At 72.0% G+C, this 23,359-nt stretch carries 23 protein-coding genes and 1 pseudogene; 15 read left to right on the forward strand and 9 right to left on the reverse strand.

Going from position 1 to position 23,359, the window contains the following annotated elements; genetic code table 11:
• Positions 1 to 18: 18 nt before the first annotated feature.
• From SMD20_RS42700 to SMD20_RS42715, 4 genes are all read left to right on the forward strand, one after another.
• On the forward strand, positions 19 to 1,353 hold the full coding sequence (locus SMD20_RS42700; protein ID WP_329592164.1) for an MFS transporter: 1,335 nt from the start codon (positions 19 to 21) through the stop codon (positions 1,351 to 1,353).
• Positions 1,350 to 1,781, forward strand: a complete 432-nt coding sequence (locus SMD20_RS42705; protein WP_329592166.1) for a hemerythrin domain-containing protein — start codon at positions 1,350 to 1,352, stop codon at positions 1,779 to 1,781. The genes SMD20_RS42700 and SMD20_RS42705 overlap by 4 nt, the downstream gene beginning before the upstream one ends.
• 39 nt (positions 1,782 to 1,820) lie before the next feature.
• Complete coding sequence (locus tag SMD20_RS42710) at positions 1,821 to 2,081, forward strand: hypothetical protein (protein ID WP_329592168.1); 261 nt, start codon at positions 1,821 to 1,823, stop codon at positions 2,079 to 2,081.
• 108 nt (positions 2,082 to 2,189) lie between these two features.
• On the forward strand, positions 2,190 to 2,612 hold the full coding sequence (locus tag SMD20_RS42715; RefSeq protein WP_329592170.1) for a VOC family protein: 423 nt from the start codon (positions 2,190 to 2,192) through the stop codon (positions 2,610 to 2,612).
• A gap of 18 nt (positions 2,613 to 2,630) precedes the next feature.
• Here the strand turns inward: SMD20_RS42715 and SMD20_RS42720 are convergent, their stop codons facing one another.
• Together SMD20_RS42720 and SMD20_RS42725 are read right to left on the reverse strand one after the other, a co-directional pair.
• Positions 2,631 to 3,458, reverse strand: coding sequence for an SAM-dependent methyltransferase (locus tag SMD20_RS42720; RefSeq protein ID WP_329592172.1), 828 nt, complete (start codon positions 3,456 to 3,458; stop codon positions 2,631 to 2,633).
• A gap of 37 nt (positions 3,459 to 3,495) precedes the next feature.
• On the reverse strand, positions 3,496 to 4,449 hold the full coding sequence (locus SMD20_RS42725; protein ID WP_329592174.1) for a GlxA family transcriptional regulator: 954 nt from the start codon (positions 4,447 to 4,449) through the stop codon (positions 3,496 to 3,498).
• Positions 4,450 to 4,520: 71 nt separating this feature from the next.
• Here SMD20_RS42725 and SMD20_RS42730 point away from each other — a divergent pair, with 71 nt between their 5' ends.
• Together SMD20_RS42730 and SMD20_RS42735 are read left to right on the forward strand one after the other, a co-directional pair.
• Positions 4,521 to 5,807: an MFS transporter gene (locus SMD20_RS42730; RefSeq protein WP_329592176.1), complete on the forward strand. Its 1,287-nt coding sequence runs from the start codon at positions 4,521 to 4,523 to the stop codon at positions 5,805 to 5,807.
• Positions 5,804 to 6,463 (forward strand): peptidyl-tRNA hydrolase, encoded by a 660-nt coding sequence (locus SMD20_RS42735; protein ID WP_245775449.1) that lies wholly within the window; start codon positions 5,804 to 5,806, stop codon positions 6,461 to 6,463. Before SMD20_RS42730 ends, SMD20_RS42735 begins: the two co-directional genes overlap by 4 nt.
• Here SMD20_RS42735 and SMD20_RS42740 read toward each other — a convergent pair.
• Positions 6,453 to 7,436 carry a DUF3616 domain-containing protein gene (locus SMD20_RS42740; RefSeq protein ID WP_329592178.1) on the reverse strand — a complete coding sequence of 328 codons (984 nt, stop codon included), beginning with the start codon at positions 7,434 to 7,436 and terminating at the stop codon, positions 6,453 to 6,455. The two genes, SMD20_RS42735 and SMD20_RS42740, sit on opposite strands and share 11 nt — an antisense overlap.
• 101 nt (positions 7,437 to 7,537) lie before the next feature.
• Here SMD20_RS42740 and SMD20_RS42745 point away from each other — a divergent pair, with 101 nt between their 5' ends.
• The 7 genes and pseudogenes from SMD20_RS42745 to SMD20_RS42775 all read left to right on the forward strand — a co-directional run.
• On the forward strand, positions 7,538 to 8,425 hold the full coding sequence (locus tag SMD20_RS42745) for a hypothetical protein (protein ID WP_329592179.1): 888 nt from the start codon (positions 7,538 to 7,540) through the stop codon (positions 8,423 to 8,425).
• 37 nt (positions 8,426 to 8,462) lie between these two features.
• Positions 8,463 to 10,385, forward strand: coding sequence for an ATP-dependent zinc metalloprotease FtsH (gene ftsH / locus SMD20_RS42750; protein WP_329592181.1), 1,923 nt, complete (start codon positions 8,463 to 8,465; stop codon positions 10,383 to 10,385).
• A 97-nt stretch (positions 10,386 to 10,482) separates the two neighbouring features.
• Positions 10,483 to 11,070 carry a DUF937 domain-containing protein gene (locus tag SMD20_RS42755; RefSeq protein ID WP_329592183.1) on the forward strand — a complete coding sequence of 196 codons (588 nt, stop codon included), beginning with the start codon at positions 10,483 to 10,485 and terminating at the stop codon, positions 11,068 to 11,070.
• Positions 11,071 to 11,096: 26 nt separating this feature from the next.
• Positions 11,097 to 11,678 carry a Maf family protein gene (locus SMD20_RS42760; RefSeq protein ID WP_329592185.1) on the forward strand — a complete coding sequence of 194 codons (582 nt, stop codon included), beginning with the start codon at positions 11,097 to 11,099 and terminating at the stop codon, positions 11,676 to 11,678.
• A 10-nt stretch (positions 11,679 to 11,688) separates the two neighbouring features.
• Entirely contained in the window at positions 11,689 to 12,450 is a 762-nt protein-coding gene (locus tag SMD20_RS42765; protein WP_329592192.1) for an EI24 domain-containing protein, read from the forward strand.
• A 667-nt stretch (positions 12,451 to 13,117) separates the two neighbouring features.
• On the forward strand, positions 13,118 to 14,245 hold the full coding sequence (locus SMD20_RS42770; RefSeq protein WP_329592193.1) for a DUF4192 domain-containing protein: 1,128 nt from the start codon (positions 13,118 to 13,120) through the stop codon (positions 14,243 to 14,245).
• Between the two features lie 74 nt (positions 14,246 to 14,319).
• Positions 14,320 to 14,680: pseudogene (locus tag SMD20_RS42775) on the forward strand (transposase family protein); the annotation flags it as partial.
• A gap of 134 nt (positions 14,681 to 14,814) precedes the next feature.
• Here SMD20_RS42775 and SMD20_RS42780 read toward each other — a convergent pair.
• Positions 14,815 to 15,624: an endonuclease/exonuclease/phosphatase family protein gene (locus tag SMD20_RS42780; RefSeq protein WP_329592194.1), complete on the reverse strand. Its 810-nt coding sequence runs from the start codon at positions 15,622 to 15,624 to the stop codon at positions 14,815 to 14,817.
• A gap of 368 nt (positions 15,625 to 15,992) precedes the next feature.
• Positions 15,993 to 16,337: a hypothetical protein gene (locus SMD20_RS42785; protein WP_329592196.1), complete on the reverse strand. Its 345-nt coding sequence runs from the start codon at positions 16,335 to 16,337 to the stop codon at positions 15,993 to 15,995.
• 160 nt (positions 16,338 to 16,497) lie between these two features.
• Here SMD20_RS42785 and SMD20_RS42790 point away from each other — a divergent pair, with 160 nt between their 5' ends.
• Complete coding sequence (locus tag SMD20_RS42790) at positions 16,498 to 17,091, forward strand: DUF1707 and DUF4870 domain-containing protein (RefSeq protein ID WP_329592198.1); 594 nt, start codon at positions 16,498 to 16,500, stop codon at positions 17,089 to 17,091.
• 202 nt (positions 17,092 to 17,293) lie between these two features.
• Here the strand turns inward: SMD20_RS42790 and SMD20_RS42795 are convergent, their stop codons facing one another.
• The 3 genes from SMD20_RS42795 to SMD20_RS42805 all read right to left on the reverse strand — a co-directional run bounded on the left by SMD20_RS42795 (position 17,294) and on the right by SMD20_RS42805 (position 20,967).
• Positions 17,294 to 18,076 (reverse strand): septal ring lytic transglycosylase RlpA family protein, encoded by a 783-nt coding sequence (locus tag SMD20_RS42795; protein ID WP_329592200.1) that lies wholly within the window; start codon positions 18,074 to 18,076, stop codon positions 17,294 to 17,296.
• Positions 18,077 to 18,980: 904 nt separating this feature from the next.
• Positions 18,981 to 20,504 carry an ATP-dependent DNA ligase gene (locus tag SMD20_RS42800; RefSeq protein ID WP_329592202.1) on the reverse strand — a complete coding sequence of 508 codons (1,524 nt, stop codon included), beginning with the start codon at positions 20,502 to 20,504 and terminating at the stop codon, positions 18,981 to 18,983.
• Between the two features lie 88 nt (positions 20,505 to 20,592).
• On the reverse strand, positions 20,593 to 20,967 hold the full coding sequence (locus SMD20_RS42805) for an FKBP-type peptidyl-prolyl cis-trans isomerase (RefSeq protein WP_329592204.1): 375 nt from the start codon (positions 20,965 to 20,967) through the stop codon (positions 20,593 to 20,595).
• A gap of 77 nt (positions 20,968 to 21,044) precedes the next feature.
• Between SMD20_RS42805 and SMD20_RS42810 the strand changes: the two genes are divergently transcribed.
• Positions 21,045 to 21,806: an SDR family NAD(P)-dependent oxidoreductase gene (locus SMD20_RS42810; protein WP_329592206.1), complete on the forward strand. Its 762-nt coding sequence runs from the start codon at positions 21,045 to 21,047 to the stop codon at positions 21,804 to 21,806.
• Between the two features lie 32 nt (positions 21,807 to 21,838).
• Here the strand turns inward: SMD20_RS42810 and SMD20_RS42815 are convergent, their stop codons facing one another.
• A complete protein-coding gene (locus tag SMD20_RS42815; RefSeq protein ID WP_329592208.1) occupies positions 21,839 to 23,278 on the reverse strand; it encodes a GuaB1 family IMP dehydrogenase-related protein in 1,440 nt (479 codons plus the stop codon).
• Between the last annotated feature and the right edge of the window lie 81 nt (positions 23,279 to 23,359).

The following is a 23,359-nucleotide window of genomic DNA, read 5'->3' on the forward strand; positions in this document are numbered from 1 at the left end:
TCATGTTACTTTCTATACATGTATAAAAACTCCTTCGCGAGCCGGGCGGCCGTGGGGGCGCTCGCGTACGGCGTCGCCGTCGGCACGCTTCAGATGACCGTGGTCGTGCCGCTGCTGCCCCGGCTGGCTCGCGAGCTCGCCGCCTCGCCCGCCTCCGTCTCCTGGACGCTCACCGCCGGGCTCCTGTCCGGCGCGGTCGCCATCCCGCTGCTGTCCCGCCTCGGCGACCTGTACGGGCGGCGGATGATGTCCCTGGTCGCCCTCGCGCTGCTCGTGGCCGGATCGGTGCTCAGCGCCGTCTCGGACACGCTCGCGCCCATGATCGCGGGACGCGTGCTGCAAGGGCTGGCCGCGCCGCTGCTCCCGCTCGCCATCGGCCTGGTCAGGCAGGCGCTGCCCGCCGAGCGGCTGCCGTCGGCGATCGGAGTGCTGAGCGCCACCATCGGCGTCGGCAGCGGCGGCGGCATGATCGTCGCGGGGCTGGTCGACGGGGACAGGCGGACGGTGTTCTGGATGCTCGCCGGGCTGGCGGCGCTGGCGTTCGTCCTGGTCGCGGCCACCGTGCGGGAGGGGCTGCGGATGCAGGGGCGGCCGGGGGAGCGGCTGGACCTCGCCGGGGCGGTGCTCGTCTCGGGCTGGCTCGTCTGCCTCCTGCTCGCGCTCAACAAGGGCGCCGAGTGGGGCTGGACGTCGCCGCTCACCCTGGCGCTGTTGGCCGCCGCCGTGGCGGTGGCGGCCGGGTGGGTGGCCGCCGCGCGCCGGGCGCCGTCCCCGCTGATCGAGATACCGATGCTGCTGCACCGGAGCACCGTGGGGGCCACGGTGGCGTCGTTCCTGATCGGGTTCGCGCTGTTCGCCGCGATCACCACGGTGTCGGCCTACGCGCAGGGCACGCTCGGCGCGTCCGTGCTCCAGGTGGGGCTGTACCTGCTGCCGACGACGGTCCTGATGCTCGCGGTCTCCGTGCTGGCCGGCCCGCTGATGCGCCGCTTCGCCCCCGCCACGCTGGTCGCGGTCGGCTCGGCGCTGGTGACGGTCGCCGCCGCCTGGCTCGCCGTGCTGCGTGGCGGCGGACCGGGACTGTACGCCGCCACGGCCGTGCTCGGCCTCGGCGTCGGACTCGGTTACGCGGCGCTCGGCACCATGGCCGTCGAACACGTCGAACCCGCCAGGACCGCGGCGGCCGGCGGCGTCAACGCGCTGGTCAGGGTGCTCGGCAGCAGCCTGGCCGGAGCGGTGGGCGCGGTGGTCCTGGCTGCCGGCGGGCCCGGCTGGGCCTTCACCCTCGCCGCAGGTGCGGCGCTGGTCGCGGCTCTCTTCGCCGCCGTACACGGAAGGGTGCGCATCGCATGACCGGGGACCAGCGTCTCGTCGCCTGGGGTGACGAGCTGATCAAGCTGCACGACGGCTTCCGCCGCGATCTCGCCGCCCTGCGCGCCGGGCTGCGTGGGCCGGGCGGGGGTGAGTTGCGTGCGCACTGCCTGGCGTTCTGCGACGCTTTGCACGCCCATCACGAGGGCGAGGACACCACGTTGTTCCCGCACCTGGCCGTCGAGCATCCCGACCTGGCGGAGGTCCTGCGCCGGCTCGGCGCCGAGCATCGGGTGGTGGCCCGGCTCCTGGAGCGCGTCCGGCGGCTGCTGGGCGAGGAAGGGGTGGGGGAGGGCGTCGCGGACGAGGTGGAGCGGTTGACCCGCGAGTTGGAGGCCCACCTGGACTACGAGGAGGAGCACCTGGTCCCCGTGCTCAACCGGATGGCCACTCTGCCTGATGACATTTGATCACTGGCCATTTCGAACTGGCGTTCGTATAATGGAGACATGGATCTCACGCCGAAGGACCTTCCCGAGCTCTGGCGGCCGCCGATCGTTCTTCGCGCCGGCGCGGCGCGCTATCTGCTCGCCTGGGGTGACGACGCCGCGGGCGAACGATGGGGTTTCCTGCTGTGGCCGCCGCGGGCGCGGCCGGCGGACGACGGCGTCGCGCACGAGGGGCAGGCGCGCTGGGTGCCGTGGGAGGACATCCGCCCGGTCACGGGCGAGGACTACAGCACCGTCCCGGTGGCGGACGCGCTGCTGTGAGGCCACGGTTGGAAGAGGACACAACCTGGCCGCTTCGGCTGGAACGGTGGTCATCGAACGGGCCGCTTGCCTTGCCCGCTCGATGACCACCATCCGCAAGGAGCGATCATGTCCGTCGACGCCGTGACCCACCTCAACTTCCGTGGCGACGCCCGCGAGGCGCTCGCCTTCTACCAGTCCGTGTTCGGCGGCGACGTCGTCGCCGTCACCTACCAGGACGCCGGGAACGTCCAGGACCCGGCCGAGGCCGGCCAGGTCATGTGGGGCCAGGTGAGCGCCCCCAACGGATTCCGGGTGATGGCCTACGACGTGCCGTCGGGCCAGCCGTGGGACCAGGGCCAGAACGCGTTCTTCCTCTCGCTGCGCGGCCAGGACGCCGACGAGGTGACCGCGTACTGGGAGAAGCTCGCCGTCGGGGCGAGCGTGCTGCGGCCGTTCGGGCCCGCCGAGTGGGCGGCGCTCTACGGCATGCTGAAGGACCGCTTCGGCGTCACCTGGGTGGTGGACGTCGTCAGCCCGTACGTCGCGTGACCGCTGCGGCCGGGAGGGTCAGGCCGGGACGCGGCCGACGCCGGCCAGGATGCCGGACCTCACGTAGTCGTGCTCCCCGCCGGGCGCGCCGTCCGGCGTCCAGTCGGCGACCGGCACCACGCCGGGCCCGACCGGCTCCAGCCCGTCGAAGAAGGCGGCGATCTGGCCGCGGTCACGCCGCGCGAGGCCGCCGGAGGGCGTGTTCGCGTACACCTGGCGTCCGGCCCGTTCGGCGTCCTCGCCGGCGTCGCCCGCGTACAGGTGGGACAGCACGAGATGCCCGCCGGGCCGCAGCCGCTCCCGCACCCGCGCGGCGATGCGCCCGGCCTCGGCGTCGTCGGGGACGAAGTGCAGCACGGCGACCATCAGGACGGCGAACGGCTGCGACAGGTCCAGATGCGCGGCCACGCGCGGATCGTCGAAGATCGCGTCGGGGTCCTTGAGGTCGCCCCGCACGACGATGACGTCGGGATCCGTGGCGAGCAGGGCGCGGGCGTGGGTGAGGACGATCGGGTCGTTGTCGACGTACACGACCCGCGAGCCGGGCCCGTGCCGTCGCGCGACCTGGTGGACGTTGTCCTGCGTGGGGAGCCCGGCGCCGATGTCCAGGAACTGGCGCACGCCCGCCTCGGCCAGCATGCGCACCGCCCGGCCGAGGAAGGCGCGGTTGGCGAGGGCGATCTCGCGGGCGTCGTTGCCGAGCCGCCGGCCGAGCTCGATCATCTTCTCGGCGGCCTCGCGGTCCACGGCGAAGTTGTCCCGGCCGCCGAGGTAGTAGTCGTACATGCGGGCGACGCTCGGCACGCTGGGGTCGATCCCGGCCGGCACGCGGTCCGTCTCGGTCATGTCCCGACTTTAGGTGGAACGCGGACGCGGCGGAAGATCACACCCGCCGGAACGTGTGCCGGTACGCCAGCGGCGCCACCCCCACCGCCGCGTGCAGGTGCTGGCGCAGCGAGACCGCCGTGCCGAACCCGGCCCGCCTGGCCACCTCCTCCACCCCGAGGTCGGTGGTCTCCAGCAGGTGCCGGGCGTGCTGCACCCGCTGGGCGGCCAGCCATCTGGCCGGGCTCACCCCGGTCTCCTCGCGGAAGCGCCGGGTGAAGGTGCGCACGCTCATCCTGGCGTGCCCGGCGAGGGCGTTGAGGTCGAGCGGGCGGTCGAGGTGGGCGAGCATCCACTCCCGGGTGGCGCCCAGGCCGCCGGCCGTGTCGTCCGGCAGCGGCCGCTCGACGTACTGGGCCTGGCCGCCCTCCCGCCACGGCGGCATCACGCACCGGCGGGCGGTGCGGTTGGCCACCTCGCTGCCGTGGTCGCGCCGGATGACGTGCAGGCACAGGTCCATGCCGGAGGCCACGCCGGCCGAGGTCAGCACGTCGCCGTCGTCCACGAACAGGACGTCGGGGTCCAGCTTCACCTGCGGGAACAGCTCCGCGAACCGGGGCGCCTCCCGCCAGTGCGTGGTGGCCGGACGGCCGTCGAGGAGCCCGGCCGCGGCCAGCACGAACGCTCCCGTGCAGATCGACATCACCCGCGGCCGGTCGCGCAGGGCGGCGCGCAGCTCGGCGGAGAGCGTGCCGTCCTTGAGCACCCGGCCCGCGTGGATGCCGGGCACGAGGACGGTGTCGGCCGTGTCGAGCACGTCGAGGTCGTGGTCGGGCTGCACGCTGTAGCCCGCCGAGCAGCGCACCGGCCGGCGGCCCTCGGAGCAGGTCACCACCTCGTACAGCTTCTCGCCGCCCGGGGTCTCCGCGGCCCAGAAGACCTGGCCGGGGATGCCGAAGTCGAGAGGGGCGAAGTGGTTGAGCGCGACCACGGCGATACGATGACGGCGCATGGCCGGATTCTTGCACATATTGGCTTTCCGGCCACTCGTCCCCGTACGGGCAGAACCCCCAGGATTGCCGCATGACCTCCAGCACCACCCCCGCCCGGGCACCCGTCGCCGGGCCGATCCGCCGCGGCCCGCACCGCGCCTGGTACGTGGCGGCCGTCGCCTTCGTGGCGATCCTGGGCGCGGCCGGGTTCCGCGCCACGCCGGGCGTGCTGATCACGCCGCTGCGCACGGAGTTCGGCTGGTCCACCGGCACCATCTCGCTGGCGGTGTCGATCAACCTGGTCCTGTACGGCCTCACCGCCCCCTTCGCCGCCGCGCTCATGGACCGGTTCGGCATGCGCCGCGTGGTCGCGCTGGCCCTGCTGCTGATCGCGGCGGGCAGCGGGCTGACCGTGCTCATGACCGCGAGCTGGCACCTCCTGCTGTTCTGGGGCGTCTTCGTCGGGCTCGGCACGGGCTCGATGGCGCTGGTGTTCGCCGCGACCGTGGTCGACCGCTGGTTCGTCAGGCATCGGGGACTGGTCACCGGCATCCTCACGGCGGCCGGGGCGACCGGGCAGCTCATCTTCCTGCCCGTGCTCGCCCAGCTCGCCGAGGGGCCCGGCTGGCGCTGGGCCTCGCTCGCGGTCGCCGGGTCGGCGCTGGCGGTGGTGCCGTTCGTGTGGTGGCTGCTGCGCGACCGCCCCGAGGACGTCGGCACGACGGCGCTCGGCGCGGAGCCGGGCCAGGAGCGCCCCGCCCCGGCCGGCGGCAACGCGGCCTTCCGCGCGCTCGCCGTGCTCGGCCGGGCCGCACGCACGCGGCCGTTCTGGCTGCTCGCGGGCGGCTTCGCGATCTGCGGCGCGAGCACGAACGGCCTGGTCGGCACCCACTTCATCCCCGCCGCGCACGACCACGGCATGGCCGAGCCGGTCGCGGCGGGGCTGCTCGCCGTCATCGGGATCTTCGACATCGCCGGCACCGTCGCCTCGGGCTGGCTCAGCGACAGGATCGACCCGAAGGTGCTGCTCGGCCTCTACTACGGGCTGCGCGGGCTGTCGCTGATGGTGCTGCCCAGCCTGTTCGCGGCCACGACCGAGCCCAGCATGCTGATCTTCATCATCTTCTACGGCCTGGACTGGGTGGCCACCGTGCCGCCCACCGTGGCGCTGTGCCGCCGCGTCTACGGCGCGGACGGGGCCGTGGTGTTCGGCTGGGTGTTCGCCTCCCACCAGGTGGGGGCCGCGTTCGCCGCCGTCGCCGCCGGGCTCACCCGCGACCACCTCGGCGCCTACGACCTCGCCTGGTACGCCGCGGGCGCGCTCTGCCTCCTCGCCGCCGGCATGTCCCTGGCGATCAGGCATGCTAGGACCCGATGAACGAAGAGTTGTACGTGCTGCCGCTGGTCGTCAGGATCGAGCGGGCCACGCCCCCTGAACGCACCGACGCGCTGGAGGCCGCCGCCATGGCGGTGCTCGGCCTGCTCGACGACCCGGGGGAGTGGGCCGCCGAGCTGCACGCCTGGCAGTCCACCGGGAAGATCCGCAAGGTCGTGCGCAGGGCGCGCGGCGCCGAGTGGCGGCGGGCCGTCGCGCTGCCCGGCCGCACGGTCGAGCACCGCACGGCCGAGGTCCGCGTCCACCCGCCGGTGCCGCTGGACGACTGGCCGCGCGACCTCGCCCGGCTGCAGGTCGGGGGCACCGAGCTGAGCGACGCCCACGAGCCGCCGCCCGCCGTCCCGCCGGTCCTGTGGGCCAACCCCGGCCTGGAGATGACCGCGGGCAAGGCCATGGCGCAGGCCGGGCACGCGGCCCAGCTCGCCTGGTGGGCCAGTGACGCCGCCGGGCGCGCGGCCTGGCGGGCCGCGGGGCTCGCCGTCTCGGTCCGCACTGCCCCGGCGCGGGACGACTTCGACGCCATGGTCGCGGCCGGGCTGCCGGTCGTCCGCGACGCCGGGTTCACCGAGATCGAGCCGGGCTCGTGCACGTTCGTCGCCGACGCGCCCTGGCTCCGGGGCCGGGTCGCTAGATCATGAAGACGTCGGCCAGCACGCCGCCGGCCGCGGTGATCCGGGCCGGCGACGGGCTGTCGTAGACGACCATCAACCGGCCGTCGGCCAGCCGCGCCAGCCCTTCCGGGTGGTCGCAGCCGACCCCGTACGGCAGGTCCATGACGACCTCCAGCTCGCCCGCGGGCACCACGCCCGACCGCCGGCCCGGCCACCAGCGCCGCACGTGCACCGGGCCGTCGAGCGCCATGGACGGTCCGGTGAGCAGCAGCAGGCCGCAGCCGTCGGGATCGCCGTCCGGGTCGCCGTCGGGGCACAGGTCCCGCACGCCGAGCCCGCCGAGGTCGAGGAAGTGCTTGCGGTACGGCTCGCGCAGCCTCAGCCGCCCCCGTCCCGCCTCCTCCAGCCGCAGCTCCAGCACCACCGCCCAGCCGCGCAGCACCGGGCCGCGCAGCCCGAGGTAGACCCGCTCGCCCACCACGGCGATGCCCTCGACGTCGAGGCCGTTGTCCTTGCCGGGAATCGCCAGGAACGGCCCGAGATGCGGGTCCTCGCGCAGGTGGGCCGCGAGGCCGCGCTCCCCGGACAGCACCGCCCCCGCGCCGGGCTCCTCGCCGTGCAGCGGCAGCCGGGCGAGGATGTAGCGGTTCTCCTCCCTGACCAGGGTGGCCAGGCGGGCGGCGGCCTTGGCGGGGTCCTTCGACTTGACCCGCTTGCGCTTGAGGCTGTGCGAGCCGACCACCCACAGGTGCCCGCCGGCCCGCGCCATGCCTTCGATGTCGGCCTCGTCGTCGGGGCCCGCGGGGAGCTCGATGTGGTCCGCCAGGCGGAACGTACGCTGGTCGCCGAAATGGTCGCCGGTCCAGGCCAGGTGCTCGAAGGAGGCGGTCTCGTCGCCGGCCACCCAGAGGCCGTGGGGGCTCTGGCGGAGCGCCGAGAGGTTCGTATGGGTCTGGGACGCTCGCGAGGCGTGATCGAAGCGGAGCTCCACCTGTTGCACGACGCCATGATTGCACTTCGGTCGCATCACATACGTAATGGCGGGATATGTCGTACGCTCCCGTCGTGCTCGATGGGGAAGATGAGATCAAGGGTTCCCGTGTGAGAACCGCGACCAAGCCCAGAACCCTTACCTCTCCGCCCAAACGCTCCCGCATCGGTGACATCCGCATGCGGGCGGTGTACCGGGGCCTCGCCGTGGTCGCCGCCGTCGCGGCAGCCGCCGTGGCGGTGGTCGTGGTGCTCCCGTCGGAGCCGGACGAGGTCGTCGCGGGGCCGGTAACCGCGCCGCCGGCCGCGCAGCCCTCGTCCGGCCCCTCCGCGCCGGCGTCCGCCTCGGCGTCGGCATCGGCGTCGTCCTCGGTGTCGGCGTCGGTGTCCCCGTCGGAGACCGTGACCCCGGCCGCGCCCGCCGCCCAGGTCACGCCGACGCCCGGAACGTCCCTGGCCCCCGGTTACACCGCCATGGAGGCCCTGTACGCCGACCCCCGCGTCCCCAAGCTGACCGCGAAGGTCAAGCGCATGCGGCTCCCGGCCCCCGCCCGCCGGGTGACCAAGGACCGGCGGAGCGGCCTCGCCGTGCCGAAGCTGCCGAAGCCCTGGAAGGCGTACGGGCCGGCGCCGTTCACCACCAGGCAGGTGCTGCCGCGGCTGCGCGGCGGCGCGGTACGGGGCATGTTCGTCACCTGCCCGCTGCCGATCATGGAGCAGAAGTCGCCGCGCGACAGCGCGCTGCTCGCCGCCCGCTGGACGCTCAACCATCACCCGAAGGGCTCCCGCATCACCTGGCTGGCCTCGCAGCCGGTCAAGCGCGGCTGGCTGCTCGTCTACCGCGTCACGTACGGCAAGCGTTCCTCCCGCGCGGCGGTGGTCGTGGTGGACGGGGGAATGTCCAAGCCGGGTTTGGCGTTCGTGTCAGTGCCTGACGCGCAGCGCAAGCAGTGGAGCGACATCGCCCGCGTGGCCTCGGGGGTGCGTGTTCTAGGCTAGAAGGATCATGGTTGCGGCGACGTGGGGAGTAGACGCCGTGGAACGCTCTGGACCGCCGCAGGCACCAGGCAAGGGCAAGGGCAAGCCGCCCTGGCGCTCAGAGGGCTTGCCGGGCACGCCCGGCGGCCGACCCAAGATCAATTGGTGGCGGTTCGTCGTCACGTTGCTGGTCGTGTACGCGGGCTTCTTCGTCGTGTCGTCGTTCGTCGACAACGAATCCGTCGAGACCATCTCCTACACCGAGTTCACCTCCCAGGTCGACGCCAAGAACGTCAAGGACATCTCCGCCCAGGGCCTGTCGGTCGAGGGTGACCTGAGGAACGCGGCGAAGAACCCCGACGGCGGCGCCACGTACACCCGGTTCTCCACCGAGATCCCCGCCTTCGCCAACACCGACCAGCTCGACCAGCAGCTCCGCACCGGCCAGGTCGAGATCACCTCCAAGCCGCTCACCCGCGGCTTCTTCTCCAACCTGCTGCTGTCGCTGCTGCCCGTGCTGCTGCTGGCCGGCCTGTGGATCTGGATCATGCGGCGCGGCGCCAGCATGATGGGCGGCGGCGGGCTCGGCGGGCTCGGCAAGTCCAAGGCGGCCAAGCCGGTCGAGGCCGGGCAGGTGCGGGTCACCTTCGACGACGTCGCCGGCATCGACGAGGTCGAGAACGAGCTGGTCGAGATCGTCGACTACCTCAAGGACCCGGGCAAATACCGCCGGCTCGGCGCCAAGCTGCCGAAGGGCGTGCTGCTCGCGGGCCCGCCCGGCACCGGCAAGACGCTGCTGGCCAGGGCCGTCGCGGGCGAGGCCAAGGTCCCCTACTTCTCCGCCTCCGCCTCCGAGTTCATCGAGATGATCGTCGGCGTGGGCGCCTCGCGCGTACGCGACCTGTTCGAGGAGGCGCGCAAGGTGGCGCCGTCGATCGTGTTCATCGACGAGATCGACGCCATCGGCCGGGCCAGGGGCGGCGCGGGCGGCATCGGCGGCCACGACGAGCGCGAGCAGACGCTCAACCAGATCCTCACCGAGATGGACGGCTTCTCCGGGGCCGAGGGCGTCATCGTCATCGGCGCCACCAACCGTCCCGAGATCCTCGACCCGGCGCTGCTGCGCCCCGGCCGGTTCGACCGCACCGTGCAGGTGGGCCTGCCGGACGCCGCCGGGCGCACCGCCATCCTCGGCGTACACACCCGCGGCGTGCCGCTGGACCCCGAGGTCAGTCTCGACCAGCTCGCCAAGACCACGCCCGGCATGACCGGCGCCGACCTGGCCAACCTCGTCAACGAGTCGGCCCTGCTCGCCGCCAAGCGCGGCAAGGAGAAGGTCACCAGGTCCGACTTCACCGACGCGCTGGAGAAGCTGCAGCTCGGCGCGGCCCGCAGCATCGTGATGCCGGAGGAGGAGCGCACCCGCACCGCCTTCCACGAGGCCGGTCACGCGCTGCTCGGCATGCTCCAGCCCGGCGCCGACCCGGTCAGGAAGATCTCGATCATCCCGCGCGGGCGCGCGCTCGGCGTGACGCTGTCCACCCCCGACACCGACCGCTACGCCTACGACGAGCAGTACCTCCGCGGCCGCATCACCGGCGCGCTCGGCGGCATGGCGGCCGAGCAGGTCGTCTTCGGCGTCATCACCACCGGCGCCGAGAACGACCTCGAACAGGTCACCATGATCGCCCGGGGCATGGTGGGGCGCTGGGGCATGTCGGAGAAGGTCGGCCCGCTCACCATCCTGCCCAACGACGGCTCGCAGCCGCAGGCCAGCGCCGCCACCCTCGCCACCGTCGACGAGGAGGCGCGGCGCATCGTGGAGCAGTGCTACGAGCGCGCGGTCCAGGTGCTCACCGACAACCGCGACAAGCTGGACGCGATCGTGGCCGCGCTGCTGGAGCACGAGACGCTGGACGAGGCCGACGCGTACGCCGCGGCCGGTCTGGCCGGCCAGCCGAAGGCCGACGTCACCTCCTGACTTTCCCGAGAATTAGCACAAAGCGGGCGTTGCTCCTCGGCGCCACGGGAACCTGTAGCGTCAGGAGCCTTCGAGCGCCGAGGATCGGAGGAGAGCCGTGACGCCGTACGACGAACTCCTCGACCAGCAGCTGCTCGAACAGCTCGGCCGGCCGGGCCTGGAGCAGACGGCCGCCATGCTCGGCACCGACCTGGACAAGGCCCGCGACGTCGTCCAGGCCGTCACCGGCGTCATCATCGGCGGCCTCGCCCGCAACGTCCAATACCCCGACGGGGCCGACGCCCTGCGCGGCGCGCTGGAGGACCACGTCGACGCCGACCCCTTCGACGGCGACGTGGCCTCGCTCACCCGCGACGGCCACAGCATCCTCGGCCACGTGCTCGGCGGGCAGGGCACCGAGGTGGCGGCGACCGGGCTGGGGCGGCTGTTCGGCGTCGACACCGGCGCCATGATGAAGCTGCTGCCGCTGATCGCGCCCATGGTGATGTACCTGCTGGCCACCCGGGCCGACGGCCGCGACCTCGACGCGGACGCCCTGGTCGACGAGCTCGAACGCGAGCGCGCCGCCCTGCCCGACTCGCGCCGCGACCTCCTCGACGAGCTGCTCGACCACATCTTCGGCCCCGGCCCCGGCCGTCCCGGGATCTACGGCGGACTGCCCGGTACGTCCCTTCCCGACTGGTGACCGGTGACGACCGGTAGGCTTGTCCGGTGATCGTTCTGGCCTCCGCCTCTCCCGCCCGCCTGGCCCTGCTGCGCCACGCCGGCCTCGACCCCAAGGTGATCGTCAGCGGGGTCGACGAGGACGCCTACTCCGCGCACAGCCCGGCCGCGCTCAGCCTCGTGCTGGCGAAGGCCAAGGCCGAAGCCGTCGCGGGCGGGCTCGACCAGGGCCTGGTCATCGGCTGCGACTCCATCCTTGAGCTCGACGGCCGCCCCTACGGCAAGCCGGCCTCCGCGGAGGAGGTCGTGGAGCGGTGGCGGCTCATGCGCGGCCGCACCGGCCGCCTCGTCACCGGCCACTGCGTCATCGACGTCGCCGCCGGACGGCAGGTCGCCGAGGTGGCGACCACCGTGGTGCGCTTCGGGCAGCCGTCCGAGGAGGAGATCGCCGCCTACGCCGCCACCGGCGAACCGCTCGGGCTGGCCGGGGCGTTCAGCATCGAGGGGCGCGGCGGCTGGTTCGTCGAGGGCATCGAGGGCGACCACGGCAACGTGCTCGGCCTGTCGCTGCCGCTGCTGCGCGACCTGCTCGCCGAGCTCGGGTACGCGGTGACGGCGTTCTGGCGCTAGCCTGCCGGTCATGCGATCAATGCGTGACTTCTCGGCCGGTATCGGCTTCTTTCTCAAGGGGTTCGGCTGGGTGGCCAGGAACGGCCGGTGGTGGGGGTTCGGGCTGATCCCCGCGCTCATCGCGTTCGCTCTCTACGTGGTCGCGCTGATCTTTTTGGGTACGTACGCGTTCGAGCTGGCCGAGTTCCTGACCCCGTTCGCCGACTCCTGGAGCTGGCAGGGGGTCTTCCGCACCCTGGTCGGGATCGTGCTGTTCGCCGGCGGGCTGGCGCTGGCGGTGGTGACGTTCACCGCGGTCACGCTCGCCATCGGGGAGCCGTTCTACGAGCGGCTGTCGGCGGCGGCCGACCCGCTGGACAACGAGATCGAGCAGCCGTGGTGGCGCACCCTGCCGCGCTCGATCAGGGACAGCCTGGTGACGCTCTTCTACGTGCTGCTGTTCACCGTGCCGCTGTTCGTGCTGGGGTTCGTACCGGTGCTGGGGCAGACCGTGGTGCCGGTGCTGGGGGCGGCGGTGTCCGGGTTCTTCCTGACCGTCGAGCTCACGACGCTGGCGCTGGAGCGGCGGGGCGTGGCGCGCAAGGAACGCTTCCGGCTGCTGCGCGCCAACCTGGGGGTGACGCTGGGGTTCGGGGTGGCGGTGTTCGTCCTGTTCCTGGTGCCGTTCGTGGCGGTGATCGCCATGCCGGCTGCAGTAGCCGGCGCCGCCCTCCTGGTCCGCCACCACATCGCCCCCACCACCCAGCCCCCCCACCCGCCGGCCACCCCCTGACCCCCACTCGCCGGCCCTCCTGATCCGCACCCGCCGGCCACCCCCTGATCCGCACCCGCCGGCCCTCCTGATCGGCACCCGCTGGCGACCCCCTGATCCGCACCCGCCGGCCCTCCTGATCCGCACCCGCTGGCCACCCCTGACCTGCATCCGCTGGTCGCCCTCTGGTGCGCGTCCGTGGGTCACCCTGTGGTTCGCACCCGCCGGCCCCCTGGCCCGCATCCGCTGGTCATCCTCTGGTTCGCGTCCGCGGGGGCACCCGTGGTCCGCACCCGTGGACTGCTCCTTTGGTCTGGAGCCGCTGGTCGCCCTCTGAATTCGCGCCCATGGCGCACCTGTGGTCCGCACCCGCTGGCGGCTCCCTTAATCGGAGCCGTCGGTCATCCTCTAGTCCGCGCTCACGGGCCGCCCCCGACCCACACCCGTCGGTCACCCTTTGGCCCGCGCCCAGGGGCCGCCCTTGAGACGCAGCCACAGGCCGCGCCCCGAGAGTCGTGCCCATCCGTCGGCCCCGAGCACCCCACCCTTGTCCAATGCCGTCGCCCGCGTCCCCGGGCGCGCCACCTGTGCAGGCGCTGTCCACAGGGCAGCCCAGCGCCCGCACGCTTATCCCCAGAATCGCCTTCGGCTCATCCTGAGCCCGCGCTTCCGGGCACCCTAACGGTCCATGACGACCAACACCTCCCCGCCCCCGCCACCGCCTCCCTTCACCTCTCCTTCGACCCCCACTTCCACCTCACCTTTCCTCACTCTCACCAGCCCGTCCGACATCCTGGCCGCCGTCCCCTATCTCGTCGGCTTCCACCCCTCCGAAAGCCTGGTCGCGGTGGGCTTGGAGCACGGCCGGGCCGTGATGGTGGTCCGCTGGGACCTCCCCATGCCCCCGGGCACCCTCGACGTCCTGGAGACCATGTTCAGGCGGGAAAAGGTGACCGAGATGGTCGCCATCGGCTACGGCCCTGGGGAGTCCGTCACCCCCGCCATGGACGAGGCCAGGCAGGTGGCGGCGCGGGCCGGCGTCCGCGTAGGGGAGGCACTGCGCGCCCACTCCGGCCGCTACTGGTCCTACGTCTGCGCCCTCCCGTCCTGCTGTCCAGCCGAGGGCACCCCGTACGACCCCGGGAGCAGCCGCATCGCCGCCGAGGCCACGGTGCACGGCCTGGTGGCCCTCCCCGATCGCGAAACCCTCGAACGCACCCTGGCCCCGGTCACCGGCCCGGTCAGGCTGGCGATGCGCCGTGCCACGTCCGACGCGGCCGGCGAGGTCAAGGCCGCGCTGGCGGCGGCCACCAACCTCGACGCCTTCACCCGCGGCTTCGTGGCGGAGGGCCTGGCCCGCGTCCGCAACGCCCTGGCGACCCATGAGGAGGGCGGGCGGCTCACCGACCTGGAGGCCGCCCGGCTGGGCCTCGACCTCGCGCTCGTCCGGATTCGCGACGAGGCATGGACGCTCATGCAGGAGTCCCACGTGGCGCTGTGGAAAGACCTGACCCGCCGCCTGGAGCCGCGCTTCGCACCGCCGGCCGCGTCCCTGCTGGCGATGGCGGCCTGGCGGACGGGGGACAGCATCCTGGCCACCGTCGCCCTAGAACGTGCCCTGGCGATCGACCCGGGCTACTCGATGGCCAACCTGCTCATGCACGCGGTCCAGAACCTGCTCTCACCCGCGATCCTGCGCGACCGCATGCCGACCCCCGCCGAGCTCGACACCGCCATGGGCGCCGCCCACGCGGGCTGGCTCCTTCCCCTGTCGGGCCTCCTGCTGGACGACGAAACGCCCGTCCCAGAATGTTGAGTGAGGCTTTTCCAACTTGATCGCGCTGGTCAGCAGGGGCGGCGCCGGGACGGGTTGGCATGAGAAGAGGCTCCCGGCTCATCTGGGCCTCACCCGCGCTGCCCGGCGCCACGCACGACCTGACCGCGGCCCGCGCCGCCGGCCTGATCGACGCGCTGACCGCCGCAGGGGTGAAGACTTTCGCCGACAAGGCGATATCAGGGCGCGGGCGGCAGCATCCGCACGCCGTTCAAAGGTCATCGGCTGCGGCCGCCGCTGTCGAGCCATCAGCGTTCGGTCAACCGCGCGCACGCTCGCATCCGCGCCTGCGGGGAACGCGCCGTGGCCACCTTGAAGACCTGGAAGGTCCTGTCCCGGCTGCGCTGCCGCCCGCACCGCGCCACCACGATCGTGCAGGCCATCCTCGTCCTGCAGCTCATCGAGGAAGGCCGCTAATCAGGATGAAAAGTGCTCACGGATGAAAGGCCTCAGTGAGGGCGTATCCCAATTCGTCCCTGGCCGGCAAGCTGGATGCGCAAAATCCGCGTTTCGCTGGTAGGGCATGACGAACAACCCGGTGCTGGGCCGGCTCAACGTGGTGCAGGCGGCGTTGAGCCTGCTCTCACCCAGGCGTGCAGCGGGACGTGATCAGACCACGTGCTCCGGGCATAATCGACGAAGCATTTCCGCAGGCGGCCCTCGCCGGCGAACACGTAATCAATCTTCCGCTTGCGGGTCACGTAGGTCCAGCGCCGGCGCGGGTCGCATTCGTCGCGGCCCTTGTAGGCCGCGGCGGCGTCGCGCGGCACAAGGTTGAGGTCGCCGCCGATCACACCCCGGCCGAGCTTGAACAGCTCGCGCAACTGGATGTGCCGGTAGGGCCTGCCCTTCTGCCTGTCGTCGTAGCTCGATCCCGACGAGAAGTGCGCGGTGCAGAACGCCCGGTCGGCCGTGCAGACGGCGTACCTGCGGGCTCCCCACGGCGGCGAGGTCAGCGCGTGCACGACGAGGCCGGTGTCCGCTCCGGCCACGGCCAGGGTGACGCTCAGCACCCCACGCGGCCTGCCGTTTCTGTCGGGCAGGCACTGGTACGGGGAACCGTCCGAGTACATCAGCCCGGCCGACCGGACGCTCCAATTCCGGCCGGTACGGCGTTCGAGCTCGTGTTCCAGGTCGGCGTCGGCGCCCGTGCAGAACTCCTGAAGGAAGACCACGTCCGCCTCGGTCGCCAGCACTGCCACGTGCCAGGCCAGCTCGGCGTTCGAACGGCGAAAGAGCGCGCACCCGGCGTTGGTGCCCGCACAGACGTTCCACGTCATCACGTGGAGGAGAGGGGGCTGTGCCTGTACGGACAGGTTCGGGAACAACAGCCCGGCGATCACGAGCTGACTGATCACCATCACCGAGATCCCTCCACACATGATCCGAGCCGTCAAAAGACCGCTCAACCGGCACATCTGGCAACCGGGAGCCTATTGGTCTTCATGGGGTCAGACCCGGGCGTACGAGCTGCCGAGAGCCTCTTCTCATGCCAACCCGTCCCGGTTCTCTCCTGCTGATCAGCCCGATCAGGTTGGAAAGCCTCAGTGACGAGCGGCGGCGGAGAACAAGTGGGGAACAACCGAGCCCACGCCGAGAAACACCCCTTACAAGGGCCGCCGATCCCCGCCCGTGCCGCCCTCATGAGATCCCGAATCCTGGAACCAGCCGATGCCGGAACGCACCGCCGAAACCACGCCGAGTGACAGTGACTGGAGGGGCTAGGGGGCTAGAGTGAGCCTTCTTCGCGGCGGCGGCGTTCGTTGAATGCCCGCATGCGGGGCGGATATCCGGTGAGCTGGACGTCGTACACCGGCAGTGCCAGATTACGGGCGACCTTGTGAATCACCGCGGGAGCCCCGACCCGGCGCCTGGTCCACTCGCCGTCGTCGGCGACGGCCACGGCGGTCGTGTCGGTGGCGAACGTTTCCGGCTCGACGTAGAACTCGACGCCGCGCCGGGAACGGGCGAATGCGATCAGCGCCTCGATGTCGGCGTCTGTCGCCTCACGGTCGAACTTCGCGACCTTCGGGCCGCGCCATCGACGAAGGCCATACCGGTCTCGCCATCTCATAGGTCCTTTTTATATCGTCTGGCGCTTTCGCGCGTACAAAAAATGATCTTTTCAGGGGGTGATCTCGGGGACAGCTCCGGGTTTCTCCTGATGGCAGCCGCCCGTTCGGCGACGCAGTATGGAAAGACACACCGATCACCGAAGGAGAGGCATGGCGACTATGGCTGGGGTACCGACAACCCCCGGGCCGGGACAGGTGCCGCCAGCTCACCTGCGCGTCACCAACCAGGACCGGGAGCATGTGGTCGAGCACGTCAAAGCGGCGTACGCGGAGGGCCGGTTCGACAAGCTCGAATTCGACGACCGGCTTGAGCGGGCGATGACGGCACGCACCCACGGCGACCTGATGCCCATCATGACCGAGCTGTACGGCACGCAGGCGGTGCCACAACTCGCTCCGAGACCCGCTCCCGCCTACCCGCCGCGGCCGGCGGGGGCCGTGGAGGGCAACGAACGCCTCGGCGCCGCGGCCGGCCACCTGCTCCTGGCCCTGGGCTTCCCGATCGTCGGCCCGCTGATCCTGCTGCTCGCCGCCGGCAAGACGTCGCCGTACATCCGGCGGCACGCCGTGGAGGCGCTCAACTTCGGGCTGACGGTGGTCGGGGCGTCGATCCTGCTCCCGTTGACGGTCATCGGTGTGGTGCTGGTGCCCGTGGTCTGGGTGGCGGCGTTCGTCCTCGCGATCGTCGCCGGCGTCAACTCCCTGACCGATGGCGACTACCGCTACCCGCTGACGGTCCGCCTGGTCAAATAGCCGAAGCTTCCAGGACTCACGCCGCTGACGCCGGGCCGGTAGGTCACGCGCCGATCCGGGCACACGCTCATACGACCTGCGGGGGTGGTCGTATGAGCCCCGCGCGGCCGCGCCGCTTGGCCGGCCGTCCTCGTGGGGACCTTCGCAATTCGCACGGAAAGGGAGCGCGCGAGGCAGGGGCTCGTTCCGGCAGCGAACGGGGTCAGCGGGCCAGGACCTGGTACTTCACGCGCATCACGCCGGCGTTCGTGCTGCCGATGGCGGAGAAGGCGGCGGCGGACAGATCGAGGCAACGGCCGCCGACGTAGGGGCCGCGGTCGTTGATGCGGACGGTGACCGACCTGCCGTTGTCCGGGTTGATCACCCTGACCTTGCTGCCCAGGGGGAGAGTCTTGTGCGCGGCCGTCATGGCGGACGGGTTGAAGCGTTCGCCGCTGGCGGTCATCTGGGGCTCGTCGTAGTACGAGGCGCCACAGGAGCCGGCGGAGATGACCTTCGCCTTGGGCTTCTTGGCGACGGGCTTGGCCGACTTGGGGGCGGCGGACTGTGAGGTCTTGCCGCTGGCCGCGCTCGACGCCGTAGCGGCCGGCGAGCCACCCGCTGCCTCCGCATCCCGCGACCCCGTACCGTCCGGCCCTGTGGCCTGCGGCGTCGTGCTCTGCGGGGCGGCGGTTTGGGAGGACGCGGCCTGCGGGTGAGAGCTGGCGGCAGTCGTAGGGTTCGGGCTGGCGGCGGCCGAGGGCTTCGAGGTCGGAGAGAGAGGTTTCGGGCTCGACTGGCGGCCCGCCTCGTTCGGGGTCTTCGCCGCGGCTGCGCCGGTCTCGGCGAAGGGCTTGCCGGCGGCCGCGGTGCGCTTGGCGGAGTCGTCGTTGGCGACTGCCGCGTACGCGGAGGCCGAGGCGGTGGCGATGACGGCGGCACCCGCTGCGACAGCGGTCCAGCGGCGTCTGCCGGTGAGGAACGGCTTGTGGGAATGCTGGCCCAAGGTAAACCACGGTCCTGGCTAGGGGATAGGGAAGGGAAAGGCCAGCCCCGGGCGGGGGTGGGGGCGTGAGGCGGCCGTTTCCGTCGGCGCGGTGGGGGATGCCGCGCGGTGAGGACGAACATACGGGACAAACAGCTAGTAAAGACAAGTTAATAGGGAATCTAGTGACATATCTCACTTCGATTTCAAGATCGCACTAAAGGTCAACTTCGCGCCATTGATCCCTGAATTCCATAGAATGTCGATCAGTGCGACTTTGATCATGAAAGAGGGGCTTGATCAGGGCGAATGGGGACTGCGCCTCAATGGTGAAGGGCCCCATAAGGCAAAACTGCGGGCTGAGGTCGCGGGCATACGGGAAAAGCGGGAAGGCGAGGAAGAGGCCATCGAAGCGCTCGACCCGTCGGGTACGGAGCCAGCCAACCGCGCCGGGTACGGGAGCCAGCAACCTCGGCGAGTAACGGAGCCAGCAACCCCTGCGGGTATGGGAGCCAGCAACCCCTGCGGGTATGGGAGCCAGCAACCCCTGCGGGTATGGGAGCCAGCAACCTCCGCAGGTTGGGGAGCTGGCAGCCCCTGCGGGTATGAGAGGCAGCAACCCCCGCAGGAATGGGGCCAGCAAACCCCCGGGGTATGGGGGCCAGCAACCCTCGCGGGTTCGAGCGCCAGGAACAGCCACCGGCACCAGGTGTCAGGGGGCGTGGAGGCTGGGGGGCTTTTCCGTGAACGCGCCGCCGCCATGGCATCCCTCGCCCCTCGGGAACCACTCCTGGGCGGTGAGGCCCGCCGCCCTCTCAGACTGGGGCAGGGATGCCTGGAGGGGTCTCAGGCTGGGCCAGGGGTGCCTGGAGGGCTCTCGTCACTGGCAGGGGGGAGCCGGGCCAGGAAAGCCCGGTGGAAGTGGTCAGATCATGAGGGAGCGGACGGTGTCCACGGTGTCGGCGTCCTCCACCCGCTTGTCCGGCCGGTAACGCAGCACCCGCGCGAACCGCAGCGCCATCCCGCCCGGATAGCGCGGCGAGCGCTGCACCCCGTCGAAGGCGATCTCCACCACCAGCTCAGGGCGCAGCCGCACCGTCCAGTCGTCCGTCGGCCCTTCGGCCAGCTCCAGGAAGCGCTCGGTCTGCCAGGCCAGCAGTTCGTCCGTCAGGCCCTTGAACGTCTTGCCGAGCATCACGAACCCGCCCTCCGGGTCGCGCGCCCCCAGGTGCAGGTTGGACAGCTTGCCCTCGCGCCGCCCGTGGCCCCACTCGGCGGCCAGCACCACCAGGTCGAGCGTGTGCCGCGGCTTGACCTTGATCCAGCCTGCCCCGCGCCGCCCGGCCGCGTACGGCGACGCCAGCGCCTTCACCACCAGGCCCTCGTGCCCGGCCTTGACCACGTCCGTGAAGAACCGCTCGGCCTCCGCCACGTCGTCCGTCACCAGATGCGGCGTCAGCAGGGTCTGTGGCACGGCCCGGGCCAGCGCCTGCTGGCGCTCGGCGTAGGGGAGGTCGAGGAGGTCGTCGCCGTCGGCGCGCAGCGCGTCGAAGAAGAACACGCTGAGCGGCGTCTGCTCGCGCAACTGCTCGACGTTGAGCTTGCTGGAGACCCGCGCGGCGGTCACCTGGAACGGGTGCGGGCGGCCGTCGGGGCGCAGCGCGATCACCTCGCCGTCCAGCACCAGGTCGTCCGACGGCATCTTCAGCACGGCCTCGACCAGCTCGGGAACCTGCGCGGTGATGTCGTCGAGCGTACGGGTGAAGACCCGGACCTCCTCGCCGGACCGGTGGGCCTGCACCCGGATGCCGTCGAGCTTCCACTCCAGCGAAGCGGGCGCGCCCGCCTTGTCCAGGGCGGCGGCGACGTTGGGCGCGCTGCCGGCGAGCATGGGGGAGACCGGCCGCCCGACCTCCAGGCGGAAGGCGTGCAGCGCCTCCACCCCGCCGCCCAGCGCCGCCGCGCCGACGGCGGGCAGCCAGCCGCGCAGCGTGAGCGCCCGCCGGACGTCGGCGGACGGGGCGCCGGACGCCTTGGCCACCGCTTCGATCATGACGCCGTCGAGCGCGCCCTGCCGCAGCTCCCCGTGGAGGAGGCGGCGCATGAACTGCTGCTCCTGGCTGGTCAGCCCGGCGAACAGCTCGCTCACCAGCGCCCTGCGGGCCGCCTGGGAGCCGGGGCCGGACACGGCCTTGATCCGGGTCAGCAGCGCGTCGACCGTGGTCAGGGTGGCGGTGGCGACGAGCTTGGGCTGCGGGATGTCCTCCAGGGTGCGCCAGCCGACGCCTATCTGGCGCTGGGGCAGCTCACCCGACAGGTAGGAGATGGCGATCTCCGCCTCGTCCGGGCCGACCCGGCCCAGCAGCTCCGCCAGATGTGCGATCTTGCCCAGCCTGGCGGACGTGCGCGTCACCGCCTCGGAAACTCGGACCACGTCGATCAGAAGCACACGCCTATCGTGCCTCACGCGGCCGACATTCCCTACCGGGCGCCCACCCGGCCGGCCGTCACATGGCCGGCCGGTGGGCGTGCGGGCCCTACCTGACGCCGAGCAGGTCGACGACGAAGATGAGGGTCTCGTTCGGCTTGATGGCGGCGCCGGCGCCGCGGCTGCCGTAGCCGAGGTGCGGCGGGATGACCAGCTTGCGCCGTCCGCCGACCTTCATGCCGGCGACGCCCTGGTCCCAGCCCGCGATGACGCGCCCGCCGCCGAGGGGGAACTCGAAGGCGTCCCCCCGGTTCCAGGACGCGTCGAACTCCTCCCCGGTGGAGAAGGCCACGCCGACGTAGTGGACGCGGACGTGGTGGCCGGGCTTGGCCTCGGGGCCGTCGCCCTCGACCAGGTCGACGATCTCAAGGTCCTTGGGCGGGGTGCCCCCGGGGAAGTCGATCTCGGGCTTCTCGAGTGCCACGAAAGTGCTCCTGTCGGCGACTTGACGTTGTGATTCGGACCCGACGACTCTATGCGCTCGGGATATCGTCTTCGTTCGTGACCGCCCTGAGTCCCGACGCGATCCTGCTCACCGGCCGCGTGGCCGTCGTCACCGGGGGAGCCCGCGGCATCGGGCTGGCCGTCGCCGAGACCTTCGCCGCCTTCGGCGCGCACGTGGCCGTGTGCGACCGCGACAAGCCGCCGTTCGGGGAGCCGGCCATGACGCTCGACGTGCGCGACCCGGTGGCGGCGGAGGTGTTCGCCCGTGCGGTGGGCGAGCGCTGGGGGCGGGTGGACGTGCTGGTCAACAACGCGGGCGGCACCTTCCACGCCCCGTTCGAAAGCCTGTCGCCGCGCGGCGAGCGTACGCTGATCGAGGAGAACTTCACCCAGCTCACGGCCATGATCCGCAGGCTGCTGCCGCTGATGCGGCCGGGCTCGTCGATCATCAACGTGACGTCGAGCGAGGCGCATCAGGCGGCGCCGGGCTTCGCCGTGTACGCGGCCATGAAGGCGGCCGTGGAGAGCCTGACCCGGTCGCTGGCGCTGGAGCTGGCGCCGCGCGGCGTCCGGGTCAACGCCATCGCCCCCGACGCCCTGCCCACCGAGGGCGAGGAGGGCGTACGCGAGCGCATGCTGGCCGACGGCTCCCTGCCCTACGAGCCCGTACGCCTCCCGCCCCTCGGCCGGCTCGGCGAGCCTGTGGAGGCGGCGGGGGCGGCCGTGTTCCTGGCCGGCGACCTGGCCAGGTTCGTCACGGGCACGACCGTGCACGTGGACGGCGGCATCCACGCGGCCGGCGGCTGGCGCCGTACCTGATCCACGCGCTCACCGGCCCGCCCGTGCGCGGCTCACCAGCTCGTGTGCAGGGGCATGCCCTCCGCGTACCCGGACGAGCTCTGCAGGCCCACCACGGCCCGCTCGTGGAACTCCTCCAGGGTCGAGGCCCCGGCGTACGTGCATGCTGACCGCAGCCCGGCCACGATCGCGTCGATCTGGTCCTCCACGCTGGGCCGCTTCGGGTCCAGGTACATCCTGGACGTGGAGATGCCCTCCTCGAACAGCGCCTTCCTGGCCCGCTCGAACGCCGAGTCCTCGGCCGTCCGCAGCCGCACCGCCCGCGCCGAGGCCATGCCGAAGTTCTCCTTGTACTTGCGGCCGTCGGCGTCCACGCGGGTGTCGCCGGGCGACTCGTACGTCCCCGCGAACCACGACCCGATCATCACGTTGGACGCCCCGGCGGCGAGGGCGAGCGCCACGTCGCGCGGGTGGCGCACGCCGCCGTCCGCCCACACGTGCCGGCCCAGGCGGCGGGCCTCGGCGGCGCATTCCAGCACGGCGGAGAACTGGGGCCGTCCCACGCCGGTCATCATCCGGGTGGTGCACATCGCGCCCGGCCCCACGCCGACCTTGAGGATGTCGGCCCCGGCCTCGACGAGGTCGCGTACGCCGCCGGCGGTCACCACGTTGCCCGCGGCGACGGGCACCCCGGGGTCGAGGGCCCGCACGGCACGCAGCGCCGCGATCATCTTCTCCTGGTGGCCGTGCGCGGTGTCCACGACCAGGCAGTCGATGCCGGCCTCCAGGAGCTCCTTCGCCTTGGCGGCCACGTCGCCGTTGACGCCGACGGCGGCGGCGACGCGCAGCCGTCCCCCGTCGTCCACGGCGGGCTGGTAGAGGGTGGCGCGCAGGGCGCCGGTACGGGTGAGGATGCCGACCAGGCGGCCGTCGCCGTCCACGATGGGCGCGAGGCGGTGCCGGCCGTCGTGCAGCCGGTCGAACGCCTCCCGGGGGTCGAGCCCGGCGGGCAGCGTCAGCAGCTCGCTCGACATGACGTTGGAGAGCTGCGTGAACATGTCCACGCCCTGGCAGTCGGCCTCGGTGACGACGCCGACCGGCCGGTTGTCCCAGTCCACGACGATGACCGCGCCGTGCGCCCGCTTGGGCAGCAGTTGCAGCGCCTCGCCGACGGTCTCGTGCGGGGTGAGGGTGAGCGGCGTGTCGTGGACGAGGTCGCGGCCCTTCACCCATTCGACGACGTTCGCCACGACGTCCAGGGGGATGTCCTGCGGGATGACGGTGATGCCGCCGCGCCTGGCCACGGTCTCGGCCATGCGGCGGCCGGCGACGGCGGTCATGTTCGCCACGACGAGGGGGATGGTGGTGCCCGTGCCGTCGCCGGTGGACAGGTCGACCGCGAGCCGCGATCCGATGGCGGAACGCGACGGCACCATGAACACGTCGCTATAGGTCAGATCGTGCCGAGGCTGGACATCATTAAGAAATTTCACGTTCATCCATCTTATGTCGTATGTGCTCCACCTGGAGTTTGCCCGTTCACGGGGGCCTTATGATCGGCCCGGACACTTTTG

Source organism: Nonomuraea sp. LP-02 (assembly GCF_036289125.1).
Taxonomy (GTDB): domain Bacteria; phylum Actinomycetota; class Actinomycetes; order Streptosporangiales; family Streptosporangiaceae; genus Nonomuraea; species Nonomuraea bangladeshensis.